This is a genomic window from Pseudomonas sp. IT-93MI4, from assembly GCF_949767635.1.
GTDB lineage: Bacteria > Pseudomonadota > Gammaproteobacteria > Pseudomonadales > Pseudomonadaceae > Aquipseudomonas > Aquipseudomonas putida_A.
Genome location: NZ_CATKPP010000033.1, coordinates 202,807 through 225,050, shown reverse-complemented (window position 1 = coordinate 225,050; position 22,244 = coordinate 202,807). Strand labels below are relative to the sequence as shown.

Below are 22,244 nucleotides of genomic sequence, written 5' to 3'. Positions count from 1 at the left end.
CTCTCTTTCAGTTTTGCGCCCGATCGGGCGTCTCGGATTTAGTGTTGATGGCTACGTTTTGTTGGCGAGCACCGGCTTGTTTGAGCTCTGCGACCCACTGTGGGTCGGCGTCGCCGATTTCGTTGTTCACAGGCAGATATCGTTCAGGAAACTCCCAGATCAGCACCTGTGGCGGGCTGTTCTTGAAGTCATCGCTTTTCAGGTAGCTGAGCATCGGCAGGATCGGGCCGTGGCCGTCCTCGGCGTAATTGACCACGTCGCTGTGCAGCGCTTGTTTCAGCGCACCGACGAAGTTCCAGTTGGGGTTGGCGCTGTAGCTGGTGCCGATCAGCGCGACCGGTACTTCGCTGCTGGCGAACAGCGCGTCGTCACCGGCAGGCTGCTCGGCGGCCACGGTGTTGCGCTTCTGCAGCGGCTCTTGTGCCGGCATCAGGTTTTCAAACAGCGGATCCAGTGGCAGGAACAGACGCAGGTCGCCCTTGTGCGTGACCTTCTCCGCTGGCGTGGTGACAAAGCGCTGTGGCTCGCCGCTGAGCGGGAACTTGTCGGCGATGGTTTTCGCCAGGGTGTTGGCGGCGATTTCAGCGCCTTCCGGGGTCCAGTGGGTGTCGGTGCGCAAGAACACTTGCTGACCGTTCTGCTTGGCCTGTTGCAGCGGGCCGAGCAGGTCCGGGGCGAGGATCTTGTCTGCCGCGACACGGGCGTGGAAGTCCTGATAGAGGTTGGCGTGGATGCTCGCCGGTTTCACTTCACCCAGGTGTTCCGGGTACAGGCGCACCTTGGCCGGCACGATGGCCATCACCAGTTTCACGCCTTTGGCTTTGAGGGTCTGGCGCACGCCTTCGACCAGCGCGTAGTTGCCTTGCAGGTTCAGTTCTTCGTTGACGATCGGGTTGAATTCCTCGTCGCTGTACAGCCACTGATCGCGACCGAGCACTACGCCTGGACGACCTTCGTTGAACAGTTTGAAATCCAGCGCCGCCCAGAGGTTGGTGCCCAGACGCTTGATCGGAAACTGATCGTCGTAGTGGGTTTCCACGGCTTTGGTCCAGCGACCGTTAAGCACGGTCGCATCGGCGTTGGTGCTGAAGCCGAAGAAGCTGCGCACCGACCACAGACCGAGCACCAGCAGGGTCAGCAGAAACAGCGCGATGTAGAAGATGCGTAATGAGCGGGTCATGTCAGATCCCTCAGAACTGGAAGTAAAGGAACGGCGAGAAGCTTTGCGCCGAGAGTTTGAGAATCGAGGCGATGAACAGCAGCAGGATCAGCCCGCGCATCACGTAGCGTGACCAGTCCGCCGTCCAGTAGGCCGGTTGCACCTGGGCTTCGACGCCGACGGTGTAGCCAGGCTCGTGGATGCTCGCCGGGTTTTCGCCAGGCGCGGCTTTGATCATGCCCGGGGTCGCGGTGGCAGGGCCGTTTGCTTCGACGTTGACTTCAGGTTTGCTCTTCACCGGAGGCTGGTTGGTGTACAGATCACGCAGGCCGAAGAACGCCAGGGTTGCGTACGCCACCACCAGGGTCGCCACTTGCAGACCGGTGAGGCTGGCGCGGTTGAGTTCCGACAGCGACCAGTCACTGAAGCTGAACATCGCGCCGTACATGCGCCCGGCGACGTGCAGGTTTTCGGCACGGAAGATCACCCAGCCCATCACCACCAGCAGGAAGGTCAGCGCCCAGCGGATCGGGTTCAGGCTGCGCGGCGAGGTGTTGATGCCGAGCATTTTTTCGATCGCCAGCCACATGCCGTGCCAGGCGCCCCAGACGATGTAAGTGATGTTCGCGCCGTGCCACAGACCACCCAACAGCATGGTCAGGAACAGGTTGCGATAGGTCATCAGCGTGCCTTTACGGTTACCGCCGAGGGTGATGTACAGGTAGTCACGCAGCCAGGTCGACAGGCTGATGTGCCAGCGGCGCCAGAACTCGGTGATCGACTGGCTGATGTACGGCTGCTTGAAGTTTTCCATGAAGCGGAAACCCATCATCAGGCCCAGACCGATGGCCATGTCGCTGTAACCGGAGAAGTCGAAATACAGCTGCGCGGTGTACGCCAGCGCACCAAGCCAGGCATCCCCGGTGGTCGGGTTTTGCAGGGCGAAGCAGTGGTCGGCGACCACAGCGAGGGTGTCAGCGATGAAGACTTTCTTGATGAAACCCTGCATGAACCGCGTGCAGCCCTCGGAGAACTTGTCGAGGGTGTGCGTGCGGTTATTGAACTGGTCGGCGAGGTCGCGAAAACGCAGGACCGGGCCGGCAATCAGGTGCGGGAAGATCGCCACGAACGCCGCGAAGTCGATCAGGTTGCGGGTGGCCGGGGTGTCGCCGCGATACACGTCGATGATGTAGCTGATCGACTCGAAGATATAGAACGAGATACCGATCGGCAGCAGCACGTGGGTCAGGATGAACGGTTCCAGACCGAACGAGGTCATGATCGCGTTGATGCTGTCCACGCCGAAGTTGGCGTACTTGAAGTAGCCGAGGATGCACAGGTCGACCGCCACGCCGAGCAGCAGCCAGCGCTGCGCCGGTTTGGTACGCACGCCGGCGGCACCAACTTTCAGGCCGATCCAGTAGTTCCACAGGGTGACGCCGGCGAACAGCGCCAGGAAGTCCACCCGCCACCACGCGTAGAACACGTAGCTGGCGATCAGCAGCAACAGGTTGCGATAGCGTTGCCCGCTCAAGTAGTACAAGCCGAGAAAGATCGGCAAGAACAGAAACAGGAACACGTTGGATGAAAATACCATCCCGATCTCTCCATGTTTGAACCAACAGTCAAGGGCCAAAGCCCCCCCAAACCCCCCGTGAAAATTCAGGGGGCGACATCACTTCACTGTGGGAGCGGGCTTGCTCGCGAAGGCGGTGTGTCAGTCGACATCAGTTTTGAATGTCAGACCGCATTCGCGAGCAAGCCCGCTCCCACAGGGGATTGCATTCACTCTTACGAACCCTTGTTGCCCTTCTCGTGGGACGGGTCGTAGACCTTGGTCAGGTCGCCACCCAGGCGGAAGGTCTTGAACGGCTGCATGCCGTGCTTCTTCTCGATCACATCCGCCGGGCAGGTGTAGAGGGTGCAGAACGGTTCGAGCCAGGCGAATTTCATGTCCTCTTTCAAGTCGGTCATGTCCTGCTCTTTGCCGTTCTTCTTCTCGAACTGGTCCGGGTCTTTCACCCCGGCCAGCACCCGATCACCCAGACGCTTGAGCGCGCTGTTGTTTTCCTGACGCAGATCGACGCCGTTGACCTGAGCGAAACTGGCGATCATCGCCAGTGGCGGCAGGGCGTAGTTGTGATAGGCGAGGGCGCGTTGCTGGCGCTTGAGTTCGTTGGGCAGGAAGCCGTCGGCGTCGATTTGATTGACCCCGACCTTGTATTCCTTCACTGCCCAATCAAATAGGTCGCGACGGTTGGTGGCGATCGAGGTCGCCATCACCGACCACGCGGCCCAGTACGAGTGGTTGTTGGTTTTTTCCAGCGGCAGGTTGTCCCAGTCGCTGACCACCTGATCGGCCATCTTGCTGAACCACGCCTCGATCTGCTGCGCTTCTTGCTGATGCGTGGCCAGCGGATGCGAGTCGGAGAACTTCAGGCGAATGTACGAAGAGGCCATGCTGCCCAGCGCCCATTTGCGCATCGATTTGCCGGTGTGGTTGAAGTCTTTCGACATCAACGCATCAGCCTTGGCCCACGCGGTCAGCCAGTTAAGCGTGCAGTCGAGCTGCTCCGGACGACCGTCGCGCATGAACTGCATCACCCGTTTGGCGGTGCCGCGCTCCAGCGTGGTGATGTCCTTGGTGGTGTCGCGGAAGGCTTTTTCCGACTGCACGTTCAGGGTCGCGCGGGCCTTGTCCGAGCCTTCGTATTTGCTGCGAAATTGCAGCGGTCCGGTGTACGGCGCCGGCATCGCGTCGCAGCCTTCGCTGTTGTCGCCACTCTTGAATTTATCCACCGGGGCGAAATAGCCCTGTGGCGGACGCAGTGGCGCGGCGGCCTGAGTGGCCCCGGCGAACATCGCCAGGGTCAACAGGGATGGCGCAAGCAAGTGTTTGATCGTTCGATTTCGCATAGCAGACCTCATTGCCCGAGCTGAGCGGTTTGTGGCCCAGCGCCCGGGAATACGTTGCGTTTGCAGATTTTCGCTTCGACTTTTTGTGGCGCGGTACCCGCTTCTGGGCCTTGGACTTCGACTGCCAGCAGATTTTGCGAGGCCCAGTCTTCGTCCGTGCGCAGCTCAAAGGCGAAACGACCGTCGGTGTCGGAGGTTTCCGGTTTCTCGATCTTGATGTCCTCGTGGCGACCGTTCATGTACCAGAGGGTGGCTTGCAGGGTTTTCACCGATGGATCGGCGAAGCGGATGTCGACCTGATGGCTGCTGTTCTGCAGGTTCAGGTTCTTGCTGTTGACCAGCAGTTCCTGTTTGCCGCCAGGCTTGAGCGTGGTGCTGGCGGACATTTGCGCGTCTTTGCCTTCGCAGCCGTTGTCGAGAAGGGACATCATCTGGCGATAGATGGTTTCCTGGTCGAGGCGGTACAGCGGCGAGAATTCCCAGATCAGAATCTTCGGCGGAGTCTTCTGGAATTCATCGCTACCGAGGTACTGCAGCATCGAACCTTCGAGACCACCGCCGGGGAAGGCGACGTTGAGAATGTCTGCACCGATTGCCTCTTCGAGGAAGCCGGCGAAGTTGTAGTTCTTGCCGCTGTGCGAGGTACCGACGAGGGTGATTTGCGGGTTACCGGAATCACCGAACAGGTCGCCGTCACCGGCTTCGCCTTTCGGCTCGGTGGTGAACTGGTCCATGTACTGGATCGCGTAACTGGTGCCGCACAGTTGCCCGGCCATGTTGTGCAGGGTGCCGGTCTTGCCCATGCGTCCGGTGCGTTTGGTTTCGAATTCACGCTTGGGAATATCGGCGAAGGCCGGGATCTGCTTGACCTTCTCGGCGACAATTTTCGCCGTGCGCTGAGCGCCGTATGGGGTCCAGTGCTGGTCGCCGCGGAAGTAGAAATCGTGGGCGGGCAGGGTGTCCGGCAGCGATTCGTTGGTCAGCGGCGACAGGTCCGGCACCACGTAACCCATCTGCGCGAAACGGCCGAGCATGGTTTTGTAGTTGCCCAGCGCTTTCTCGTAATCGAACGCGGCTTTTTCCTGCGGGTTGAGCTTGTTGCGGTTCACCAGGCCACGGGTCGGCTGGTAGACGATCACCAGTTCGACGCCTTTGGCCTTGAACGCATCGTGCAGCTGTTGCAGGCGTTTGTAGCCGGCCGGGGTGGTGTTGAACTCGGTGCGCAGGTCTTCTTGGGTACGGAACAGCCAGTCACCCTGCGCCTGCACCAGGGTGGTGAAGTTCTGCTGATAACGCGTGGTGTAGTTCTTCGCATCGTGCGCGGCCGGGCACAGATTGCAGCACGGTTCGGCGCTGAATTTTGGCGGAGTGGCGCCCGCCGCTTCATCGGCGCGAGCACCATTGCTGGCCGCCAGAATGCCCACGGTCAGGGCCGACAGGCTGAGTAATTTGATCAAGTGTGGGTGCATAAAATTATCCTCAGTCCTGCATTTCGGTCTGGCGTTCGACAGGGTCGATCAGCACGGCTTTCTGCTGGCGCACCAGCAAGTCGAGAATTTCATCCTGGCGCTCGCCAAGGATGCCGTTGAAGCTGATGCCGCTGGATTTGGTCGGCGCCAGCATCGATACGCGGTACAGCTCGACGCTCAACGGCGAATCGATCGACAGCGGGCCACTGCCGTTGGCCGCCAGTTCACCGCCAACCACGATCAGCGAGACTTGCGCGTCGAACGGGTCGAGCTTGATGTCACGGTCGGTGTCGGTCAGGTCCTTGATGTGGCCGTAGACGCCGGTCAGGCCGTTGGCCATGGCGACGTTTTCGTAGAGGCGGATGTTCACGCTGTTACGAATGCGGATGCCGTGGCGCTTGTTGCTGATGACCTTGTTGCCCCACAGCAGGTTGTCGGCGGACTCGTAAAGCGTGATGCCGTCCGTGTGGTTCTTGTAGATCTCGTTGTAGGCAATGATGTTGTTGACGCTGTTACGGTCGATCACTAGGCCCGAGAGGTGGTTGTCGTAGCTCTTGTTGTTGAAGATGAAGCTGTCGTTCACTTCACGGGAAATGATGATGCCGTGCTTCTTCTTCGTACCGTGGACGGTGTTCTCGGCAATGATCAGACCGTGGGAACGGTCGTGCGGGTCGATGCCGTAGACGATGTTGTCCTTGTAGGTGTTGCCCTTGACCACGAAGTCGCGGGTCTCGTAGCAATAGAAGCCGTACCACATGTCGGAGAACTCGGAGCCGACGATCCAGCCGGTCGGTTCAGGGCGTTTGAGCACCTTGGCCATGTTCGGCGTGTACTGGGAAATACTCACCCCGTACGACTTACTGTTGGCGTAACCGAAGCTGGCCATCTTGCTGTTGACGATGTAGGTCTCGGTGCCGCCCCAGGCCAGCAGAAACGGACGGAATTCCTTCGGCGAACGGAAGGTGGCCGGGCCGTTGTCCTTCTCGCGCCAGCCAGTGACTTTGGTGTCACGCACGTACAGCTGACCGTCGTTGACCAGGAACGAACCGGCCTCTTGCGACAGACGCAACTCCTGGGTCTGACCATCGATTTCGAGGATGCCTTTGCGACCGACCACAATCGGCAGCTTCGCCAGGTACACGCCCGGCGAGGTCTCGCTGAAGTACTGCTTGGGCAGTTTCTGCGCCAGATCCTTGAGGTTCAGGTAGCCGTCGTCGACGAAGATCGCCTGCGGGATGCCGTGCTGACGCACCACCCATTCGGCCATCTTGTTGTCGCCGCCGATGAAGTCCTTCAGGGCGTCTTCCTGCATCATCCGGCGCACGCTGATCTTGCCCGGTTTGCTGCGATTGATCTTCGCGGCAGCGGCTTCGGCGGTGAAGCCGGACAGGTCGGGCAGTTTCGGCTTGGCCAGTTCCAGCGCCTCGGTCGGCGCGCTGCTGACGGTGTAGGTCTTGGCTTGTTGCAGCTCTTTGGCGGTGGTCACCGGTTTGCCCTGTTGAGGCACAGCCGGTTCCACCGTGGCGAACGCGCCAGCGGAGGCCAGCAGCATGGCGCCGGCCAACAGGCTGAGCGAGCCTTTCCTTGCATGGTGCATGTCGGGCACTCCCTTGGCGGTTTGCATCAGAAGCGCCAGATCACGTCGATGAACGCGCGGTGCATGTACGAATCGACCTGGCTGCCATAGGCATCACCGGGCTTGAACACACCGCCACGGAAGCGCACCAGCGCCGACGGTTCGTCGATCGACTGGCTCAGGGCTGCCGGCAGCAAGCCTTGCTTGAAGTACTTGGTCACCACCAGGTCCATTTCCTGACCCAGATCCTTGTTGCCATCCTGCAGTGGCAGCGAGGTGCTGGAGAGGATTGCGCCGGTGACGTCGTCGGTGTTGTTTTCCACGGCGTTGATGCCGTTGCTGCCTACCGGTTTGTTGCCGTCCACGCGCCAGAACTTGTGGTAGATCAGGCTGGCGTCGTACTGGTCGTTGAGCATCCACGAACCGAACAGGGTGGCGGTCTGCATGTTGTTCATTTCGCCACGGAACGCTTCGCCGAAACGGTGCACCCGCGAGCGGGTACCGGTGTAGTTGGAGCGGTTGCTCTCCAGACCGTTCTGCTGGTAATCGGCGCTGGCGCGGGCGTAGGCCGCACCGACCTGCCACTGCGGATCAAGGCGCAGACGCACGCCCAGGTCGGTGGCCCAGCCGTTGATGTCATCACTGCGCTTGGCTTGTGCCGGACGGCTGCCATCGGCGTTCAGCGGATTGACCGAATCAAGGTCGCCGCTCATGCCGGTGATGCTGCCCCAGTAGTTGACGGTGTTGGTGTTGCGCCAGTTGTAGGCGTCGCTGTCGGCAGTCAGGCCGAGCCAGCTGATGTCGCCGTTCTGGGTTTTGTCGAGGGTGTCGCGGGGCACGCCCGGTTCGGCGTAATCGAGCTTGCCGTTGTCGTGGGTGTGATGACCGCGAATGCCGACCCAGTTACCCGGTGTCCACTGGTAGGCGGCATCGGCGTAGGCGTGCAGGCGATCCTTGTCTTTCGGCGCCAGCTCTTTGAGGTCAGTGCGGTATTCGCTGAAGCGTTCGGCGACACCGACGTTGGCGCGCAACAGGGTGGTGTCGAAGGTCCAGTTCAGCGCTTCGATGTTGGTGTCGCGCCATTGGCCGTCGTCATTGCGCAGGCGCTGGCGACCGAGCTTGAGCATCTCGCCGGGGTACGGCGTCAGGCCGCTGTAGCCGACCCAGAACTCGCGCATCGCCAGATAGTTTTTCTTGGTTTTGCGGTCGCTGTTGTCGGTGGTTTGCTCACCGTCGGACTGCTGCAGGGTGTCGGTCTCGATGATGTCGGTCGAGGTCACGGCCTGACCCATGGCGTAGGCACTCCACGCGCCGCTTTCGCCGTAGATCCAAGGACGCAGGTCCAGGCCCACACCGTTGACGTCGCCGCCGCTGGCGGTGCCGAGGTCGCGGTCGTCTTCGGACTGGCCGGTGATTTTCACTTCCAGGCCGAAGTTCTTGGTTTCAGTGATCGCGGCCAGTGTCGGGCAAGACCAGATCAGCGCGAACGTGAGGCCAATGCCGGCCTTCACAAAGGGATTCAACTTCATAGGGATTCCTCGCCGTCTTCTTCTTGCAGGGCGTGCAGTTGCAGCGTGTTCTGGTTCAGGGCGCCACGGCTGGCCTGTTCCTGTTGCAGCAGGCGCTGGGCTTCGGCCAGACGCTCGGGCGGCAATTGCGCGGCCAGGGTGGTCGCCAGTTCATCGGCTTGCGGGGTGTTCTGCGCCTTGGCCAATTGGCTGAATACGTAGGCGTTGAGCGGGTCGGGCTTGGTGCCCTTGCCTTGGGAAAACAGTTGGGCGATGGCGAAATCGGCGCTGTTCTGGCCGTTGCGCGCGGCGGTCAGCAGGTGGTCGAGGGCCTTCTGCGGATAGACCTTGCCCAGGTAACCACGGCGATAGATCTGGCCGAGGTAATAGTCGGCGGCGACTTCGCGGCCGACGGCTTTCTGGAAGTGTTCTTCGGCGACTTTCGCGTCGGCCGGCACCAGTTTGCCTTCGTAGTAGAGCTTGCCCAGCAACAGTTCGGCGCGCGGCTGGTCGGCGGCGCGGCCGTTGTCCAGGTACTTCATCATCTGATCGACGTCGCCCAGTTCCGGGAAGTCGTAGAGCAGCTGCGCGAGGGTCACCCACGATGCCGGGTAGCCCGGGGCGATCGGTTCGAGCAGCGACTGCGCGGTCTTCTCGTCGGTCTTGCCCAGGGTCGAATCGGCCAGCACGCGGGCCACCGAATCGACGCGCTGCGCGCTGACCGTGCCACGGCTGTAACCGGCCTGCATCTGCTTGATCAGCTCGGCCTGTTGCTCAGGCTGGGCCCGTTTCTGATAGACCGTAGCCAGTTCGACGTAACAGATGTCGGTGGTGTTGAGCGCGGCCTTGCAGATCTTTTCCACGTCATCCAGATGCTGGTCGTAAGTGCCCTGGGTGCGATACAGCAGCACCTGCGCCAGACCGGCTTCGGGGTAGCCGGATTTGCGCCACTGATCGATCTGCTGCTGCGCGTTGATGTTCGGGAAGCTGTGCGGGAATTGCAGGTACAGCATCGCCAGCGGGATCAACGTGTTGCCTTCGCCATTGGCGGCGGCTTTTTTCAGCAGGCTTTCGGCTTCGTGGTGCTCGGCTTCGGTTGACCCGGGCTTGGCTACCAGCAGGCGACCGAGACGGGCCTGGGCCCGTGGCGAAACATCGGCGGCGGCGCGGTAGGTCGCTTCGGCCTGTTTGATCTGCTCGGGGTCGCGGCTGTCGACCTGGATATCGGCGAGGCCGACTTGCGCCTCGCTGTAACCCAGATCCGCCAATGCGCGGTAGTTCTGCGCGGCGGTGGCAGTGTCGCCACGCTTGAGCGCTTCGTTGGCCAGACGTTGGTCGGGCAGGCCGGCGCAACCGGCGAGACTCACCGCCAGTGCAACTGCACACAGCGGACCCATGTGGGAGCGGGCTTGCTCGCGAAGGCGGTGTGTCAGCCCACACTGATTTTGAATGTTGAACCGCATTCGCGAGCAAGCCCGCTCCCACAAGGGCTGCGGCGTGTTCAAAAGAGTAGGAATCGTCACAGGCATGTCCTCGACTTAAAGACCGGCAGCCATGGCTTTGTCGATCAGCCAGTTCAGGTTCGGGCCACGGTCGCTGTTCACTTCCACCGGGCGCCCGGCGAAGCTGCTGTCCAGCGGCTCGTCAGGCTGGATCTGCACGCGGATGTCGGAGGACAGGTCGGCGCTTTTCAGGCTGGTGCTGCTGACGATCTTGCCGGTGCGGGTCTGGTCTTCGCCGGCGATCTGGAAGCTCACTGGCGTACCCGGACGCACGTCGCCGAACTGGCGATAGGAGAAGCGTGCATCGACGGTGGCCTGTGTATTGCGCGGCACCAGGGTGAAGATCACGTCGCCCTTGCTCGCGTACTGACCGTCAGCCACCAGTTGCTGGGCCACGGTGCAATCGCAAGGCGAGGTGAGGGTGCCGGTCATCTGCTTGCCGAACAGTTCTTCAACCTTGGCCGGTTGCAACTGGTCTTCGTCCAGATGGCCCTTGAGCACGTCGAGCATGCTGGTGCTGAAGGTCGCCAGCGGCGCGCCTTTGGCGGCGACGCCGTCGGACTTGACCAGGCTCTGCACCGTGCCGTCACGCGGCATGGTGATGTTCATTCCCGGCACGCTGACCAGACCTGCTTGCGCGTGGCTGACGAAGTACATGCCGTACACCGACTTGAAGACGAAACCGAAAGCGACCAGACCGATGGCGAAAATGCCGGCGCTGAAAGTCACGGCTTTCAGACGCCCGAACGGGGTCATGCCGCTCCCGCCGTCCTTGACCTTGCGCGCCTTGGTGAAGTTGTCGCGCTGCAGGGTCGCCAGTACTTCACCCATGCTGACGATGTCGCCGGCCAGGTGCGAAGTGATCAGGTGGCGCAGGGTGGAAATATCCTGCGGTTCCAGGTTCTGGAACTGGCAACCGGCGCGGCCGCTCTGGCGATCGTAGGAGCGCACTTGAAGTTCGACGTCCATGGCCAGACCGAGGTTGTCGATGACGAATTGCAGGCGTGCCTTGTACACCTCGCCGATGGTCAGCGGCAGTTGCCCGGCGTTGAACGCCAGACCACCGGCGGACAGGTCGAGGACCCGCGCTTCGACCGGCGTCCGGTCCGGGCCGAAGAAGCGCAGTTTGGCCGGGATTTTCACTCGGGCGTGCTGACGCTGGGCTTCGGATTCATGCACTACGTTGGCGTTGACGGCGGTATTCATGGGGGCGATTTCCTTGTTAATTCAATAGGGGCAGGTCAGACCATCATCAGCAGCACGGCGACGAAAATGCTGCCGGCGGAGAAGGTCATGGTCCGAGACGACCAGGTGTTGAACCAACGTTGAAAGCTGGCGAGATCACGGGTCAGGGAAGTGGGTTGGCGCGTCCAGGATTGCTGGTCGAGGCGGAAGAACACGTAGATCTTCACCAGCGCACCGACGATCTGGTTGTAATACAGAATCACGGGATAGGCCGGGCCGATCCGGTGACCGGAGCACGACAGCAGCAGGGTCAGAATCAGGCGGGTGATACCGATCCACAGCAGGTAGGCGAGGATGAACGCGCCGCCGTACTTGAAGCTGGCGATGATCGCCACGGTCAGGCCCAGCAACGACGTCCACATCGATACGCGCTGATCGAACAGCACCACCGAGGTGAAGGCACCGAGGCGTTTCACACCCAGGCCCAGCGCTCGCGAGTTCTGGCGCAGGTTGTTGCCGTACCAGCGGAACATCAGTTTGCGGCTGGCCTTGATGAAGCTCTTTTCCGGCGGATGCTCAACGGTGTTGATCGCGGCGTCCGGCACGTAAAAGGTGTCGTAACCCAGGCGCATCAGGCTGAACCAGCTCGACTTGTCGTCGCCGGTGAGAAACTTGAAACGGCCCAGGCGCCAGTGTTGCAGCGAGTCGCTTTCGACGTCGGCGATGAATTCCGGATCGGTCACCACGGTGGCGCGGAACACCGACATACGCCCGGTCATGGTCAGCACGCGCTTGGACAGGGCCATCGAGCACATGTTGATGTGACGCTGGGCGAAACGCAGCTTGTGCCATTCGCTCATGATGTAGCCGCCACGTACTTCGCAGAATTCGTTGGTGGTCAGGCCACCGACGTTGCCGAACAGCTGGAACCACGGCACGGTCTTGCGCACGGTGCCTTCGCCGAGCACGGTGTCGCCGTCGATCACGGCCACCACGGCACGGTCGTCCGGCAGGTGACGGGAGATCGCGCGGAAACCATAAGCCAGGCCATCGCGCTTGCCGGTGCCGGGAATGCGCACGAAGTCGAGCTTCACGCGGTCTGGCGGATTCATCCGCGCCCACAGCGCCTTGACCAGCAGCTCATCGGACATTTCGACGATCGAGCAGACCACGGTGGTCGGCAGTTCGCAGTCGATGGCTTCGCGGATCACCGAGCTGTAGACCTGCGCGGTGGTCAGCGCGTCGATACGGAAACTGGTGACCATCAGAAACACATGCGACGGGTCCGCCGCCTTACCCAGCTTGCGCACTTTGCGGCGCAGGAGCGGGTAAACGATGTAGAGAAAAATCATGCCGCGCACAAAGTGCGTTGCACCCATCGAGTAGCGCCAGATACCCACGGCGCCAATCAGGAAAATAAAGTCCTTCGACTCGGAGTCGAACGTGGACGTGGGCAGCATCAAGGCCAGGCCCAACAACAAACTGAGGTAAAACAGCCAACCGGCGGCCTGAAGTAGGCCGTGCTTTAGCCTGTGCATAATCTGCATCCGTCTCTATCTCGGGCGAGCCTGTCGGGTGGCCCGATGGGGTTAAGGCAGGCGAAGAACCGGCCGAGGGTTCAAATCCCCCGGCCGGAAGGCTGACTTACCAGCAGATACCTTCAGTGCGAGTACCCCGGTTGGTGGCTTTGGCCATGAAGCCGACCAGGTCGATGACCTGTTTGCCTTGCGGTGCTTCCTGGGCCAGCGAGCGGAATTTCTCGTCGCGGTTGCCGAGGATGATCACGTCGGAGTTGTCGATCACCGAATCGAAGTCCGAGTTGAGCAGGGACGACACGTGCGGGATCTTCGACTCGATGTAGTCCTTGTTCGCGCCGTGAACACGGGCGTACTCGACGTTGCTGTCGTAGATGCTCAGGTCGTAACCCTTGCCGATCAGCATTTCGGCCAGTTCCACCAGCGGACTTTCGCGCAGGTCGTCGGTACCGGCCTTGAAGCTCAGACCGAGCAGGGCGACTTTACGTTTGTCGTGGCTTTCAACGATGTCGAAGGCGTTCTGCACTTGCGATTCGTTACTGCGCATCAGCGAGTTGAGCAACGGTGCTTCGACGTCAAGCGAACCTGCACGGTAGGTCAGGGCGCGCACGTCTTTGGGCAGGCACGAACCACCGAAGGCGAAGCCCGGGCGCATGTAGTACTGGGACAGGTTGAGGGTCTTGTCCTGGCAGACCACGTCCATCACTTCACGACCATCGACGCCGACCGCTTTGGCGATGTTGCCGATCTCGTTGGCGAAGGTCACTTTGGTCGCGTGCCAGACGTTGCAGGTGTACTTGATCATCTCGGCGACCGCGATGTCCTTGCGGATGATCGGCGCGTCGAGTTCTTCGTACAGCGATTGCAGAACGTCGCCCGAGGCCTTGTCGAACTCGCCGATGACGGTCATCGGTGGCAGGTCGTAGTCCTTGATCGCGGTGGATTCACGCAGGAACTCCGGGTTGACCGCGACGCCGAAATCGACACCGGCCTTCTTGCCCGAGCAGTCTTCGAGGATCGGGATCACCACGTTGGCGACGGTGCCCGGCAGCACGGTGCTGCGTACCACGATGGTGTGGCGGGTGGTTTTTTCACGCAGTACGAAACCGATCTCGCGGCACACCGCTTCGATGTAGTTCAGTTCCAGGTCGCCGTTCTTCTTACTCGGCGTACCGACGCAGATCATCGACAGGTCGGTGTCACGAATCGCCTCGGCGAAGTTGGTCGTACCGCGCAGACGACCGGTCTCGATACCCTGAGCCAGAAGTTCGCCCAGACCCGGTTCCACAATCGGCGACTTGCCGGCGTTGATCATGTCGATCTTGTCTTTGGCAACATCGACGCCAACCACGTCATGGCCCCGTGCAGACAGGCAACCGGCACACACTGCGCCAACGTAACCCAAACCAAATATGCTGATGCGCATCGCAATTACCTCTGTGTTTTATCAAGCCATTAGATGGCCGGAGTTAATGGTGTTCAGCGGTCATAGTGCACTCGAAAGTGCGGCATAAAGGCGCCACAATGCCGTGTGCAGGCATACTAAGTTCCGAGTGTCTAAATAAGTGCACTCAAGATGTGCGCAACTAGGCCTTAGTTGTTATGACTTGCCCTGTTATGCAGCGGATCTTCTTGCTGGAAGACTCTTGTGCATGTGTTCAGTCCACCTGATGTCGGACGAAAGGACCGTAGATCAAGCGGTTGGGTGCTCAGGCGAGCACAATTACAGGGGCGCAGCCTTGGCCTTGTAGAGGATGTTTATGGTGCGTATCACCTATCCATCGTTAGTTGATCAGATGAGTGAACCATCTAGGCAAGTTGCTGTGACAACTTGGTTACATGGTTCTCCGCTCTGCGTAAGTTATCTCGTACAAACTCGGCGAGAATCGTTACCGGTGGTATGAGCTATGCATTTGGACATAGTTCCTACCCGCTCATCGCGAAATCTGAAATTTTTTGAAATATTGCCAAAGATGGCACTGGTCTCAATTTGATAGCACTTTCGATTTGGGCCTTTGTTAATCGGTGCGTAATCGAGCTAGATAGTTTTGTGCCACTACCGTAAAAAAATTTACGTGCCACTACTGAAAAAAAGTGCGGCTGTCGAGTGAAACTAAAATTAGAATTGGGCAGGACGATTTTATGGCGCCAATAAAACGGCGAAATGTTGCGAGGGATTTTTGACGTCGTGCGAGCTGCACGACTCTTTATAGACAGAGTCGTGCAATGGGCATGCTTTATTCCGGGGCGTGGTCGCGCAGAAACACCAGATTGTCCGGTTTCGATTGCTCGGCGCTGTAGCGATAACCCTGCACATCGAACTGCTTGAGCAGGGCAGGATCGTTGATTTTTTCCTGAATCACGAAACGGCTCATCAGGCCGCGGGCCTTCTTCGCGTAGAAGCTGATGATCTTGTACTGGCCGTTCTTCAGGTCCTTGAAATCGGTGTTGATGATCCGGGCGTTCAGGGCGCTGCGTTTGACCGCCGAAAAGTACTCGTTGGAGGCCAGGTTCAGCAGCACATCGTCGCCCTGATCGGCCAGCGCTTCGTTGAGCCATTTGCTGATGCGCGTACCCCAGAACGCGTACAGGTCCTTGCCACGGGCGTTGGCCAGTTTGGTGCCCATTTCCAGACGATACGGCTGCATCAGGTCCAGCGGACGCAGCAGGCCATAGAGACCGGAGAGCATGCGCAAGTGCTTTTGCGCATAGTCGAACTGAGCTTCGCTGAACGATTGCGCGTCGAGGCCGGTGTACACGTCACCCTTGAACGCGAGCAGCGCCTGCTTGGCGTTTTCCGGGGTGAAGGCGGGCGTCCAGCTGCCGAAACGCGCGGCATTCAGGCCGCCGATCTTGTCGGACACGTGCATCAGTTCGCTGATCTGTGCCGGGCTCAGTTCGCGCAGCTGCTGGATCAGCTCCTGAGAGTGATCGAGGTATTGCGGCTGGGTAAAGCGCTGGGTCGCCGGCGGTGTTTCGTAATCGAGGGTCTTGGCGGGGGAAATCACCATCAGCATGAAGTCGTCTCCTTTAATCGTGGGGGCGATTCTAGGGGGTTGGCCGGGTTGACTCCAGCTATCAAGCCCATAGGTGATCGACGGCCTAACTCAAACCCTCTGTGGGAGCGAGCCTGCTCGCGAAAGCAGATTCAGATTCACTATAAATGTGGACCGATACACCGTATTCGCGAGCAGGCTCGCTCCCACAGGAGATAGGTGTTGCTGCGGGGAATCCTGCGGGATCAGCTATAGTGCCGCGCGGGTTTGGTTATGGAGACACCCCTTTGCGCATTGTTCTTTTATTCACCGCGTGGCTGTTGAGCTTCGGGGCCATGGCGGCGCCGGGCGATGTGGCGACGCTGGATCGCAGCACCTGGCCGGAGCAACTGAGCAGCCCGACGCTGTTCGACGTCGCCTCGCGCGCGGAAATCCTCATGTTCGCCCGGGGCCTGCTCGGCACCGAGGCGCTGGACGAGGCCGCGCTGGCCCAGCGCCTTGGGCTGCGCACGGTCAACGTCGACGCGATCAGCCACCTGCGGCAGCGGCTCTGGGAACGTCTGTTGGCCAACTACAACTTCGCCCAGCAGAGCTGCGATCAGGATGCCTCGTTCTGCTTCCTCGTCGAAGACCTCTCGACCCTGCGCGAGCAGGCCGCCAAGTTCGTGGTCAGCGACGACAGCTATTACACCAAGTGGGCCGAGCCGAGCCGGTTGTTTCATCTGCAGTATCTGGACGAGCTGATGCGCAAGGCCGCGCTGTCACCGCAAACCAGCAGCGAAGTCGATCAATTCGGCGACTACGAGCGCAATGGCGACGAGATGCACGATCGACTGTTTCTGCTGAGCTTCGACAGCGCCGCCAATCTGCAGCCGGACAACACCGACTGGATTGCCGACTATCTGCGCAAAGCCAATCTCAGCGGCACGTTCTTCCTGTTGGGCAAGGATGTTCAGGCGCGTCTGGCCGATCACTCGGTGAGCAATCTGCAATCGGAGTTCTCGAAACAGTGTGTCGGCGTGCAGGGTTGGGAGTTCCGTTCCCACAGCTATTGGCAGGACTGGCAGGACTCGGTGCGCCGCAGCGCCGATCTGGTGAAGAACAAGTTGCCGGAAAACTACGTGTCGCTGTTCCGTCCGCCGGAGGGGCAGCGTCGCTCTGATGCTGGCAGTTTCTTCCGCAATCAGGGCCTGCAAGTGGCGCTGTGGGACATCGATGCCCAGGATGGTGCCGGCAAGCTCAAGGGCGCGCAGAGCGCGCAGCGGGTGCTGACCCTGATGCTGCTGTGGCGTCACGGGGTGATCAATTTCAACATGAAACAGGATGCGGTGAAGACCGCGTTGCCGTGGCTGATCACGCAAACTGCACAAAGCGGCATCGGCTTTGAAGACTGTCAGGACGGGTTTCGCTGACAAACGGCAAAAGCCCGGAAACATTGGGCTTGGGGTGATTTTTCCAGAGAACTCGATGCAGGCGGACTTCCGACTTTAGCGGGGTCTGGACGGTCCGCCAAGGGCTTTTCGTCACTCTGCAAAATAAACTTAAAAAAACCGTCAAAGTGCTTTTTTATGTCATGGGTTTTGGAGTATTACGAAGACAGACCGCCGAAACCTGCAACACAGGTGGCGTCTTCCAAGACTCCTTTTGTGTGCAGTTCATCCAGTCCCTCGTGGATGAATTCGGCAGTCACTTCGAGGCGCAGCACCGCCCAGGTATTGCGTCGAATGGCTCCCACAAAGGTGACCGAGTATGGATGATCACGGACGTAGCCCTTCTTCCAACCAGCCAATCCTTTATGTACTCGATACCAACGTATTGATTCACGATCCAAATGCCCTGCTGAATTTCGAAGAACACCACGTCGCGATCCCGATGACCGTGCTCGAAGAGCTGGACAAGCTCAAGAGCGGCCATCACAGCGTTGCTGCCGAATGCCGCCAGGCGATCCGGCTGATCGACAAGACCCTGGGCGATGCCTCCCCCGAGGACGTTGAACTGGGTGTGCCGATCCAGCGCGGCAAGGGCGGGCCAAAGGGCTTGCTGTCAATTCTGATGAGCAAACAGGCCGAATCGAACCTGATTCTGCCCGAGCATCTGAACGACAACAAAATCATCAACCAGTTGATCGACCTGCACACCCGTGATCCGAAGAAGGCCGTGGTGCTGGTCACCAAAGACATCAACATGCGCCTCAAGGCGCGCGCCTGCGGGATCGATGCCGAGGACTACAGCACCGACCAGTTGGTCGATGACGTGTCCCTGCTGCCCAACGGCTACCACAACATGACGGGCTCCTTCTGGGACCGCGTGAGCAAGGTCGAAACCCGTCAGGATCACGGCCGCACCTGGCATCAGGTGCAGTTGATCGATAACCTGCCGGCGGTACACATCAACGAGTTCATCATTGACGAACAAGGCTTTGTCGGCTGGATCAAGGAAATCCAGGAAGACAAGCTGCTGATCCTCGACTTGCATCAGGAACCGCTGCTGCACCAGGAAGCCTGGGGTCTCAAACCGCGCGATATCTACCAGAGCCTGGCGCTGTATGCGTTGCTGGATCCGGACATTCATCTGGTCAACCTGTCGGGTGCCGCCGGTTCCGGTAAAACCATTCTGGCGCTGGCTGCAGCGATCGAGCAGACCATGGTCAGCAAGCGCTATCGCCGGATCATCGCGACTCGTAGCGTGCAGGGCCTGGACCAGGAAATCGGCTTCCTGCCGGGTACTGAAGCGGAAAAAATGGAGCCTTGGCTGGGCGCCATCACCGACAACCTCGAAGCCTTGCACATGGATGACGAAAACACCCATGGCAGCGTCGATTACATCCTCAGCAAAGTGCCGTTGCAGTTCAAATCGCTCAACTACATTCGTGGTCGCAGCTTCCAGCAGAGCCTGATCCTGATCGACGAATGCCAGAACCTCACGCCGCACCAGATGAAAACCATCATCACCCGGGCCGGCGCCGGTTCCAAAGTGGTGTGCCTGGGCAACCTGGCACAGATCGATACCCCTTACCTGTCCGCGACCAGCTCCGGGCTGACCTACCTGACCGAACGCTTCAAGGATTTCCCCAACGGGGTGCACATCACCCTGCAAGGGGTGCCTCGCTCGATTCTGGCCGAATACGCCGAATCGCATTTGTAACCCTTCACCCAAAACCGGGCGGCCTGACAGCCGCCCGTTTTTTATGGATGAACGCATCACCCAATGTGGGAGCGGGCTTGCTCGCGAATGCGGTGTGTCAGTCACCATCGATGTAGCCTGATGCACCGCCTTCGCGAGCAAGCCCGCTCCCACAGGGGCAACGGTGAATTCATAATCAGTGATGCGGAAATTTGACCCACAGGTTTACAATCCCTGCTCCTGATCAGGAGTAATCCCGTGCTGACTCATCTCGATTCCCAAGGTCGCGCCAACATGGTCGACGTCACCGAAAAAGCCGTGACGTTCCGTGAGGCGACGGCCCAAGCGCTGGTGCGCATGCTCCCCGAAACCCTGCAGATGATCGTCAGCGGCGGCCATCCCAAGGGCGACGTGTTTGCCGTGGCGCGCATTGCCGGCATTCAGGCGGCGAAGAAAACCAGCGATCTGATCCCGCTGTGCCATCCGCTGATGCTGACCGGGGTCAAGGTCGAGCTCAGCGCCGAAGGTGACGACAGTGTGCGCATCGTCGCCCGCTGCAAGCTGTCAGGGCAGACCGGCGTAGAGATGGAAGCACTGACCGCTGCCAGCGTCGCCGCACTGACCATCTATGACATGTGCAAAGCGGTGGACCGCGGCATGATCATCGAAAGCGTGCGTCTGCTGGAGAAGGTCGGCGGCAAGAGCGGGCATTTTCAGGCGGAGCAGCCATGAAGCTGACGGTTAAATTCTTTGCCCGTTACCGTGAAGCGCTGGGCGTGGACTCGGTGGAGGTCGAAGGCGATTTCGCCACGGTCGACGCTGTGCGTGCGCTGCTCGCGCAACGCGAGGGCGCCGAAGTGCTGAGCGAACAGAACCTGATGTGCGCACGCAACGAAGACCTGTGCCAGCTCGACGAGCCGGTGAGCGATGGCGACGAAGTGGCGTTTTTCCCCACCGTGACCGGAGGCTGAGGCATGGCGATTCGGGTGCAGTCCACGGCGTTCGATCCCGGCGCTGAAGTCAACGCGATGCACGCGGCAAATGTCGGTGTCGGCGCGGTGGTAAGTTTTGTCGGCTACGTGCGCGACTTCAATGATGGGCTGGATGTGGCGGGGATGTTCCTTGAGCATTATCCGGGCATGACCGAAAAAGCCCTCGGCAAGATCGCCGTCGAGGCCGAGCAGCGCTGGCCGCTGCTGAAGCTGGAAGTGCTGCACCGCATCGGCGCGCTGGAGCCGGGCGAGCCGATCGTGTTTGTCGGCGCGGCCAGCGCCCATCGCCAGGCGGCGTTCGACGCCTGCGCCTTCGTCATGGACTACCTGAAAACCCGCGCGCCGTTCTGGAAGAAAGAGAACACCAGTGACGGCCCGCGCTGGGTTGAGGGGCGTGACAGTGATCATGCCGCTGCGGATCGCTGGAAAAAATAGTTTTTATAGCGCCTTCAAGTCCGTCTTCGCGAGCAGGCTCGCTCCCACATTGGATCTTCATGAACGCAGATATTGTGTTCGCTACAGATCCCCTGTGGGAGCGAGCCTGCTCGCGAAGGCGTCACCTGCATCACCAAAATCCTCTTTCTTCGCCCAATTGACGGAATGTACATATAAGTCCAACATGGATTTATAAGTACAAAAAAACGTCAATCTTGCCGCTCGTAGCTCCCTGCTCCCTGCTGCTCTTCTTCGTCTTGCCAAACCAACAACAACCCGCGAGAGAACGAACATGAAGAAACTCCCCCTGATTACCGGTCTGGCCCTGAGCCTGTTGGCGTGCACCAGCTCGTTTGCCGCCGAGAAAACCTTGCGCATCGGCATCGAGGCCGCTTATCCACCGTTCGCTTCGAAAACCGACAAGGGTGAAATCGTCGGTTTCGACTACGACATCGGCAACGCCCTGTGCGCACAGATGAAGGTCAAATGCGTGTGGGTCGAGGGTGAGTTCGATGGCCTGATCCCTTCGCTGAAAGTGAAGAAAATCGACATGGCGCTGTCGTCGATGACCATCAACGAAGACCGCAAGAAGTCGGTGGATTTCACCCACAAGTACTACTTCACGTCGTCGCGACTGGTGATGAAGGAAGGCGCCACGGTCGATGACCAATACGCCAGCCTCAAGGGCAAGACCGTCGGCGTGCAGCGCGCCACCACCACCGATCGTTATGCTACCGAGGTGTTCGAACCGAAGGGCATCAACGTCAAGCGCTACGGCAATAACGAAGAAATCTACATGGACCTGGCGGCCGGGCGGCTCGATGCGATTTTCGCCGACACCATCCCGCTGAACGATTTCCTGTCGATGCCACGCGGCAAGGGCTATGCGTTTGTCGGGCCGGAGCTGAAGGATCCGAAGTACGTGGGCGAGGGCGCGGGGATCGCGGTGCGCAAGGGAAATACCGAGCTGGTCAGCGAGTTGAACACGGCCATCGACGGGATTCGGGCGAGTGGCGAGTATCAGAAGATTTCCCAGAAGTACTTCAAGTCTGACATTTACGGCGACTGACAGCCCGCTATCGCTGGCAAGCCAGCTCCCACAGTGACCGAGTCGTGCACAGATTTTGTGTACACCAAAAAAACTGTGGGAGCTGGCTTGCCAGCGATGGGGCCGGAAATGCCAATGCAGATCTTCAGCCCTTCAATTCCTTCAAATGCTTGTACACCGTCGCCCGCCCCATGTTCAGCACATTGGCCACATAGTTCGAGGCGCTCTTGCCCTTGAACGCGCCTTCGGCGTGCAGCGCCAGCACCAGTTCGCGCTTGTGATCGCGGGTCAGCAGATTCAGGCTCAGCTGGCGCTCGCGCAGCCAGGCGTGGAGGAAGGTGTTGATGCGTTCCTGCCAGTCATCGCGAAACAGTGAATCCGGCTGCGGGATCAGTTTGCTCGGCGACAGGAACAGATCCAGCGCGGCCTTGGCATTCTCGAATAACGAAATATTCAGGTTGATGCACAGCACCGCCAGCGGCCGGTCTTCACCGTCGCGCAGCACGGTGCTCAGGCTGCGGATTTTCTGGCCGTCCCAATTAAGCTTTTCGTACGGGCCGATGTTGCGCTCACTCACTTCCTCGCTGAGCATGTCTTCAAGCGATGAATCGTCGCCGATCTCGCGCTTGGACAGGTTGTTGGCGATGTAGTCGACCTTCTGTGTGCGCAGGTCGTGCAGCACCACTTCGGCGTGGGGAAAGAACAGCGTGGCGATGGCGTCGGCGATGGCACGGAAGTTATCCAGTGCCGGATCGAATTCGGGGGCGGTCATGATTGTGGAGCTCCAGGCGGCGTCAGCG

At 59.9% G+C, this 22,244-nt stretch carries 18 protein-coding genes; 6 read left to right on the top strand and 12 right to left on the bottom strand.

Annotated elements, in window-relative coordinates:
• Positions 1-7: 7 nt before the first annotated feature.
• The 11 genes from ACM6I7_RS15580 to yaaA all read right to left on the bottom strand — a co-directional run bounded on the left by ACM6I7_RS15580 (position 8) and on the right by yaaA (position 15,867).
• Positions 8-1,180, bottom strand: a complete 1,173-nt coding sequence (locus tag ACM6I7_RS15580; protein WP_135295000.1) for an alginate O-acetyltransferase — start codon at positions 1,178-1,180, stop codon at positions 8-10.
• A 10-nt stretch (positions 1,181-1,190) separates the two neighbouring features.
• Positions 1,191-2,756: an MBOAT family O-acyltransferase gene (locus ACM6I7_RS15575; RefSeq protein WP_007969546.1), complete on the bottom strand. Its 1,566-nt coding sequence runs from the start codon at positions 2,754-2,756 to the stop codon at positions 1,191-1,193.
• Positions 2,757-2,950: 194 nt separating this feature from the next.
• Positions 2,951-4,075: a mannuronate-specific alginate lyase gene (locus tag ACM6I7_RS15570; protein WP_115988166.1), complete on the bottom strand. Its 1,125-nt coding sequence runs from the start codon at positions 4,073-4,075 to the stop codon at positions 2,951-2,953.
• 8 nt (positions 4,076-4,083) lie between these two features.
• The gene (locus ACM6I7_RS15565; RefSeq protein WP_204894936.1) at positions 4,084-5,544 is read right to left on the bottom strand and encodes an alginate O-acetyltransferase AlgX-related protein; all 1,461 of its coding nucleotides are present in this window, start codon (positions 5,542-5,544) and stop codon (positions 4,084-4,086) included.
• A 10-nt stretch (positions 5,545-5,554) separates the two neighbouring features.
• Positions 5,555-7,141 (bottom strand): mannuronan 5-epimerase AlgG, encoded by a 1,587-nt coding sequence (gene algG, locus ACM6I7_RS15560; protein ID WP_414888835.1) that lies wholly within the window; start codon positions 7,139-7,141, stop codon positions 5,555-5,557.
• A gap of 26 nt (positions 7,142-7,167) precedes the next feature.
• Entirely contained in the window at positions 7,168-8,649 is a 1,482-nt protein-coding gene (locus ACM6I7_RS15555; protein WP_027610925.1) for an alginate export family protein, read from the bottom strand.
• Complete coding sequence (algK, locus tag ACM6I7_RS15550; RefSeq protein ID WP_177416189.1) at positions 8,646-10,151, bottom strand: alginate biosynthesis TPR repeat lipoprotein AlgK; 1,506 nt, start codon at positions 10,149-10,151, stop codon at positions 8,646-8,648. The genes ACM6I7_RS15555 and algK overlap by 4 nt, the downstream gene beginning before the upstream one ends.
• A 15-nt stretch (positions 10,152-10,166) precedes the next feature.
• Complete coding sequence (locus ACM6I7_RS15545) at positions 10,167-11,336, bottom strand: alginate biosynthesis protein Alg44 (protein ID WP_027610927.1); 1,170 nt, start codon at positions 11,334-11,336, stop codon at positions 10,167-10,169.
• A 35-nt stretch (positions 11,337-11,371) separates the two neighbouring features.
• Complete coding sequence (gene alg8 / locus ACM6I7_RS15540; RefSeq protein WP_414888834.1) at positions 11,372-12,853, bottom strand: mannuronan synthase; 1,482 nt, start codon at positions 12,851-12,853, stop codon at positions 11,372-11,374.
• A 106-nt stretch (positions 12,854-12,959) separates the two neighbouring features.
• Complete coding sequence (locus ACM6I7_RS15535) at positions 12,960-14,276, bottom strand: nucleotide sugar dehydrogenase (RefSeq protein ID WP_414888833.1); 1,317 nt, start codon at positions 14,274-14,276, stop codon at positions 12,960-12,962.
• A gap of 811 nt (positions 14,277-15,087) precedes the next feature.
• A complete protein-coding gene (gene yaaA / locus ACM6I7_RS15530) occupies positions 15,088-15,867 on the bottom strand; it encodes a peroxide stress protein YaaA (protein ID WP_103369088.1) in 780 nt (259 codons plus the stop codon).
• A 314-nt stretch (positions 15,868-16,181) separates the two neighbouring features.
• On the opposite strand from yaaA, the gene ACM6I7_RS15525 reads away from it, so the two are divergent.
• The 6 genes from ACM6I7_RS15525 to ACM6I7_RS15500 all read left to right on the top strand — a co-directional run bounded on the left by ACM6I7_RS15525 (position 16,182) and on the right by ACM6I7_RS15500 (position 21,465).
• Positions 16,182-17,258, top strand: a complete 1,077-nt coding sequence (locus ACM6I7_RS15525; RefSeq protein ID WP_414888907.1) for a polysaccharide deacetylase family protein — start codon at positions 16,182-16,184, stop codon at positions 17,256-17,258.
• Positions 17,259-17,595: 337 nt separating this feature from the next.
• Positions 17,596-18,990 carry a PhoH family protein gene (locus ACM6I7_RS15520; RefSeq protein ID WP_027610931.1) on the top strand — a complete coding sequence of 465 codons (1,395 nt, stop codon included), beginning with the start codon at positions 17,596-17,598 and terminating at the stop codon, positions 18,988-18,990.
• 237 nt (positions 18,991-19,227) lie between these two features.
• Positions 19,228-19,701, top strand: coding sequence for a cyclic pyranopterin monophosphate synthase MoaC (gene moaC, locus ACM6I7_RS15515; protein WP_027610932.1), 474 nt, complete (start codon positions 19,228-19,230; stop codon positions 19,699-19,701).
• A complete protein-coding gene (moaD, locus tag ACM6I7_RS15510) occupies positions 19,698-19,940 on the top strand; it encodes a molybdopterin converting factor subunit 1 (protein ID WP_027610933.1) in 243 nt (80 codons plus the stop codon). Before moaC ends, moaD begins: the two co-directional genes overlap by 4 nt.
• A gap of 3 nt (positions 19,941-19,943) precedes the next feature.
• Entirely contained in the window at positions 19,944-20,396 is a 453-nt protein-coding gene (gene moaE, locus ACM6I7_RS15505) for a molybdopterin synthase catalytic subunit MoaE (RefSeq protein ID WP_007965204.1), read from the top strand.
• Positions 20,397-20,688: 292 nt separating this feature from the next.
• Positions 20,689-21,465, top strand: a complete 777-nt coding sequence (locus ACM6I7_RS15500; RefSeq protein WP_027610934.1) for an ABC transporter substrate-binding protein — start codon at positions 20,689-20,691, stop codon at positions 21,463-21,465.
• A gap of 124 nt (positions 21,466-21,589) precedes the next feature.
• Here the strand turns inward: ACM6I7_RS15500 and ACM6I7_RS15495 are convergent, their stop codons facing one another.
• Positions 21,590-22,216: a transcriptional regulator gene (locus ACM6I7_RS15495; protein ID WP_027610935.1), complete on the bottom strand. Its 627-nt coding sequence runs from the start codon at positions 22,214-22,216 to the stop codon at positions 21,590-21,592.
• Between the last annotated feature and the right edge of the window lie 28 nt (positions 22,217-22,244).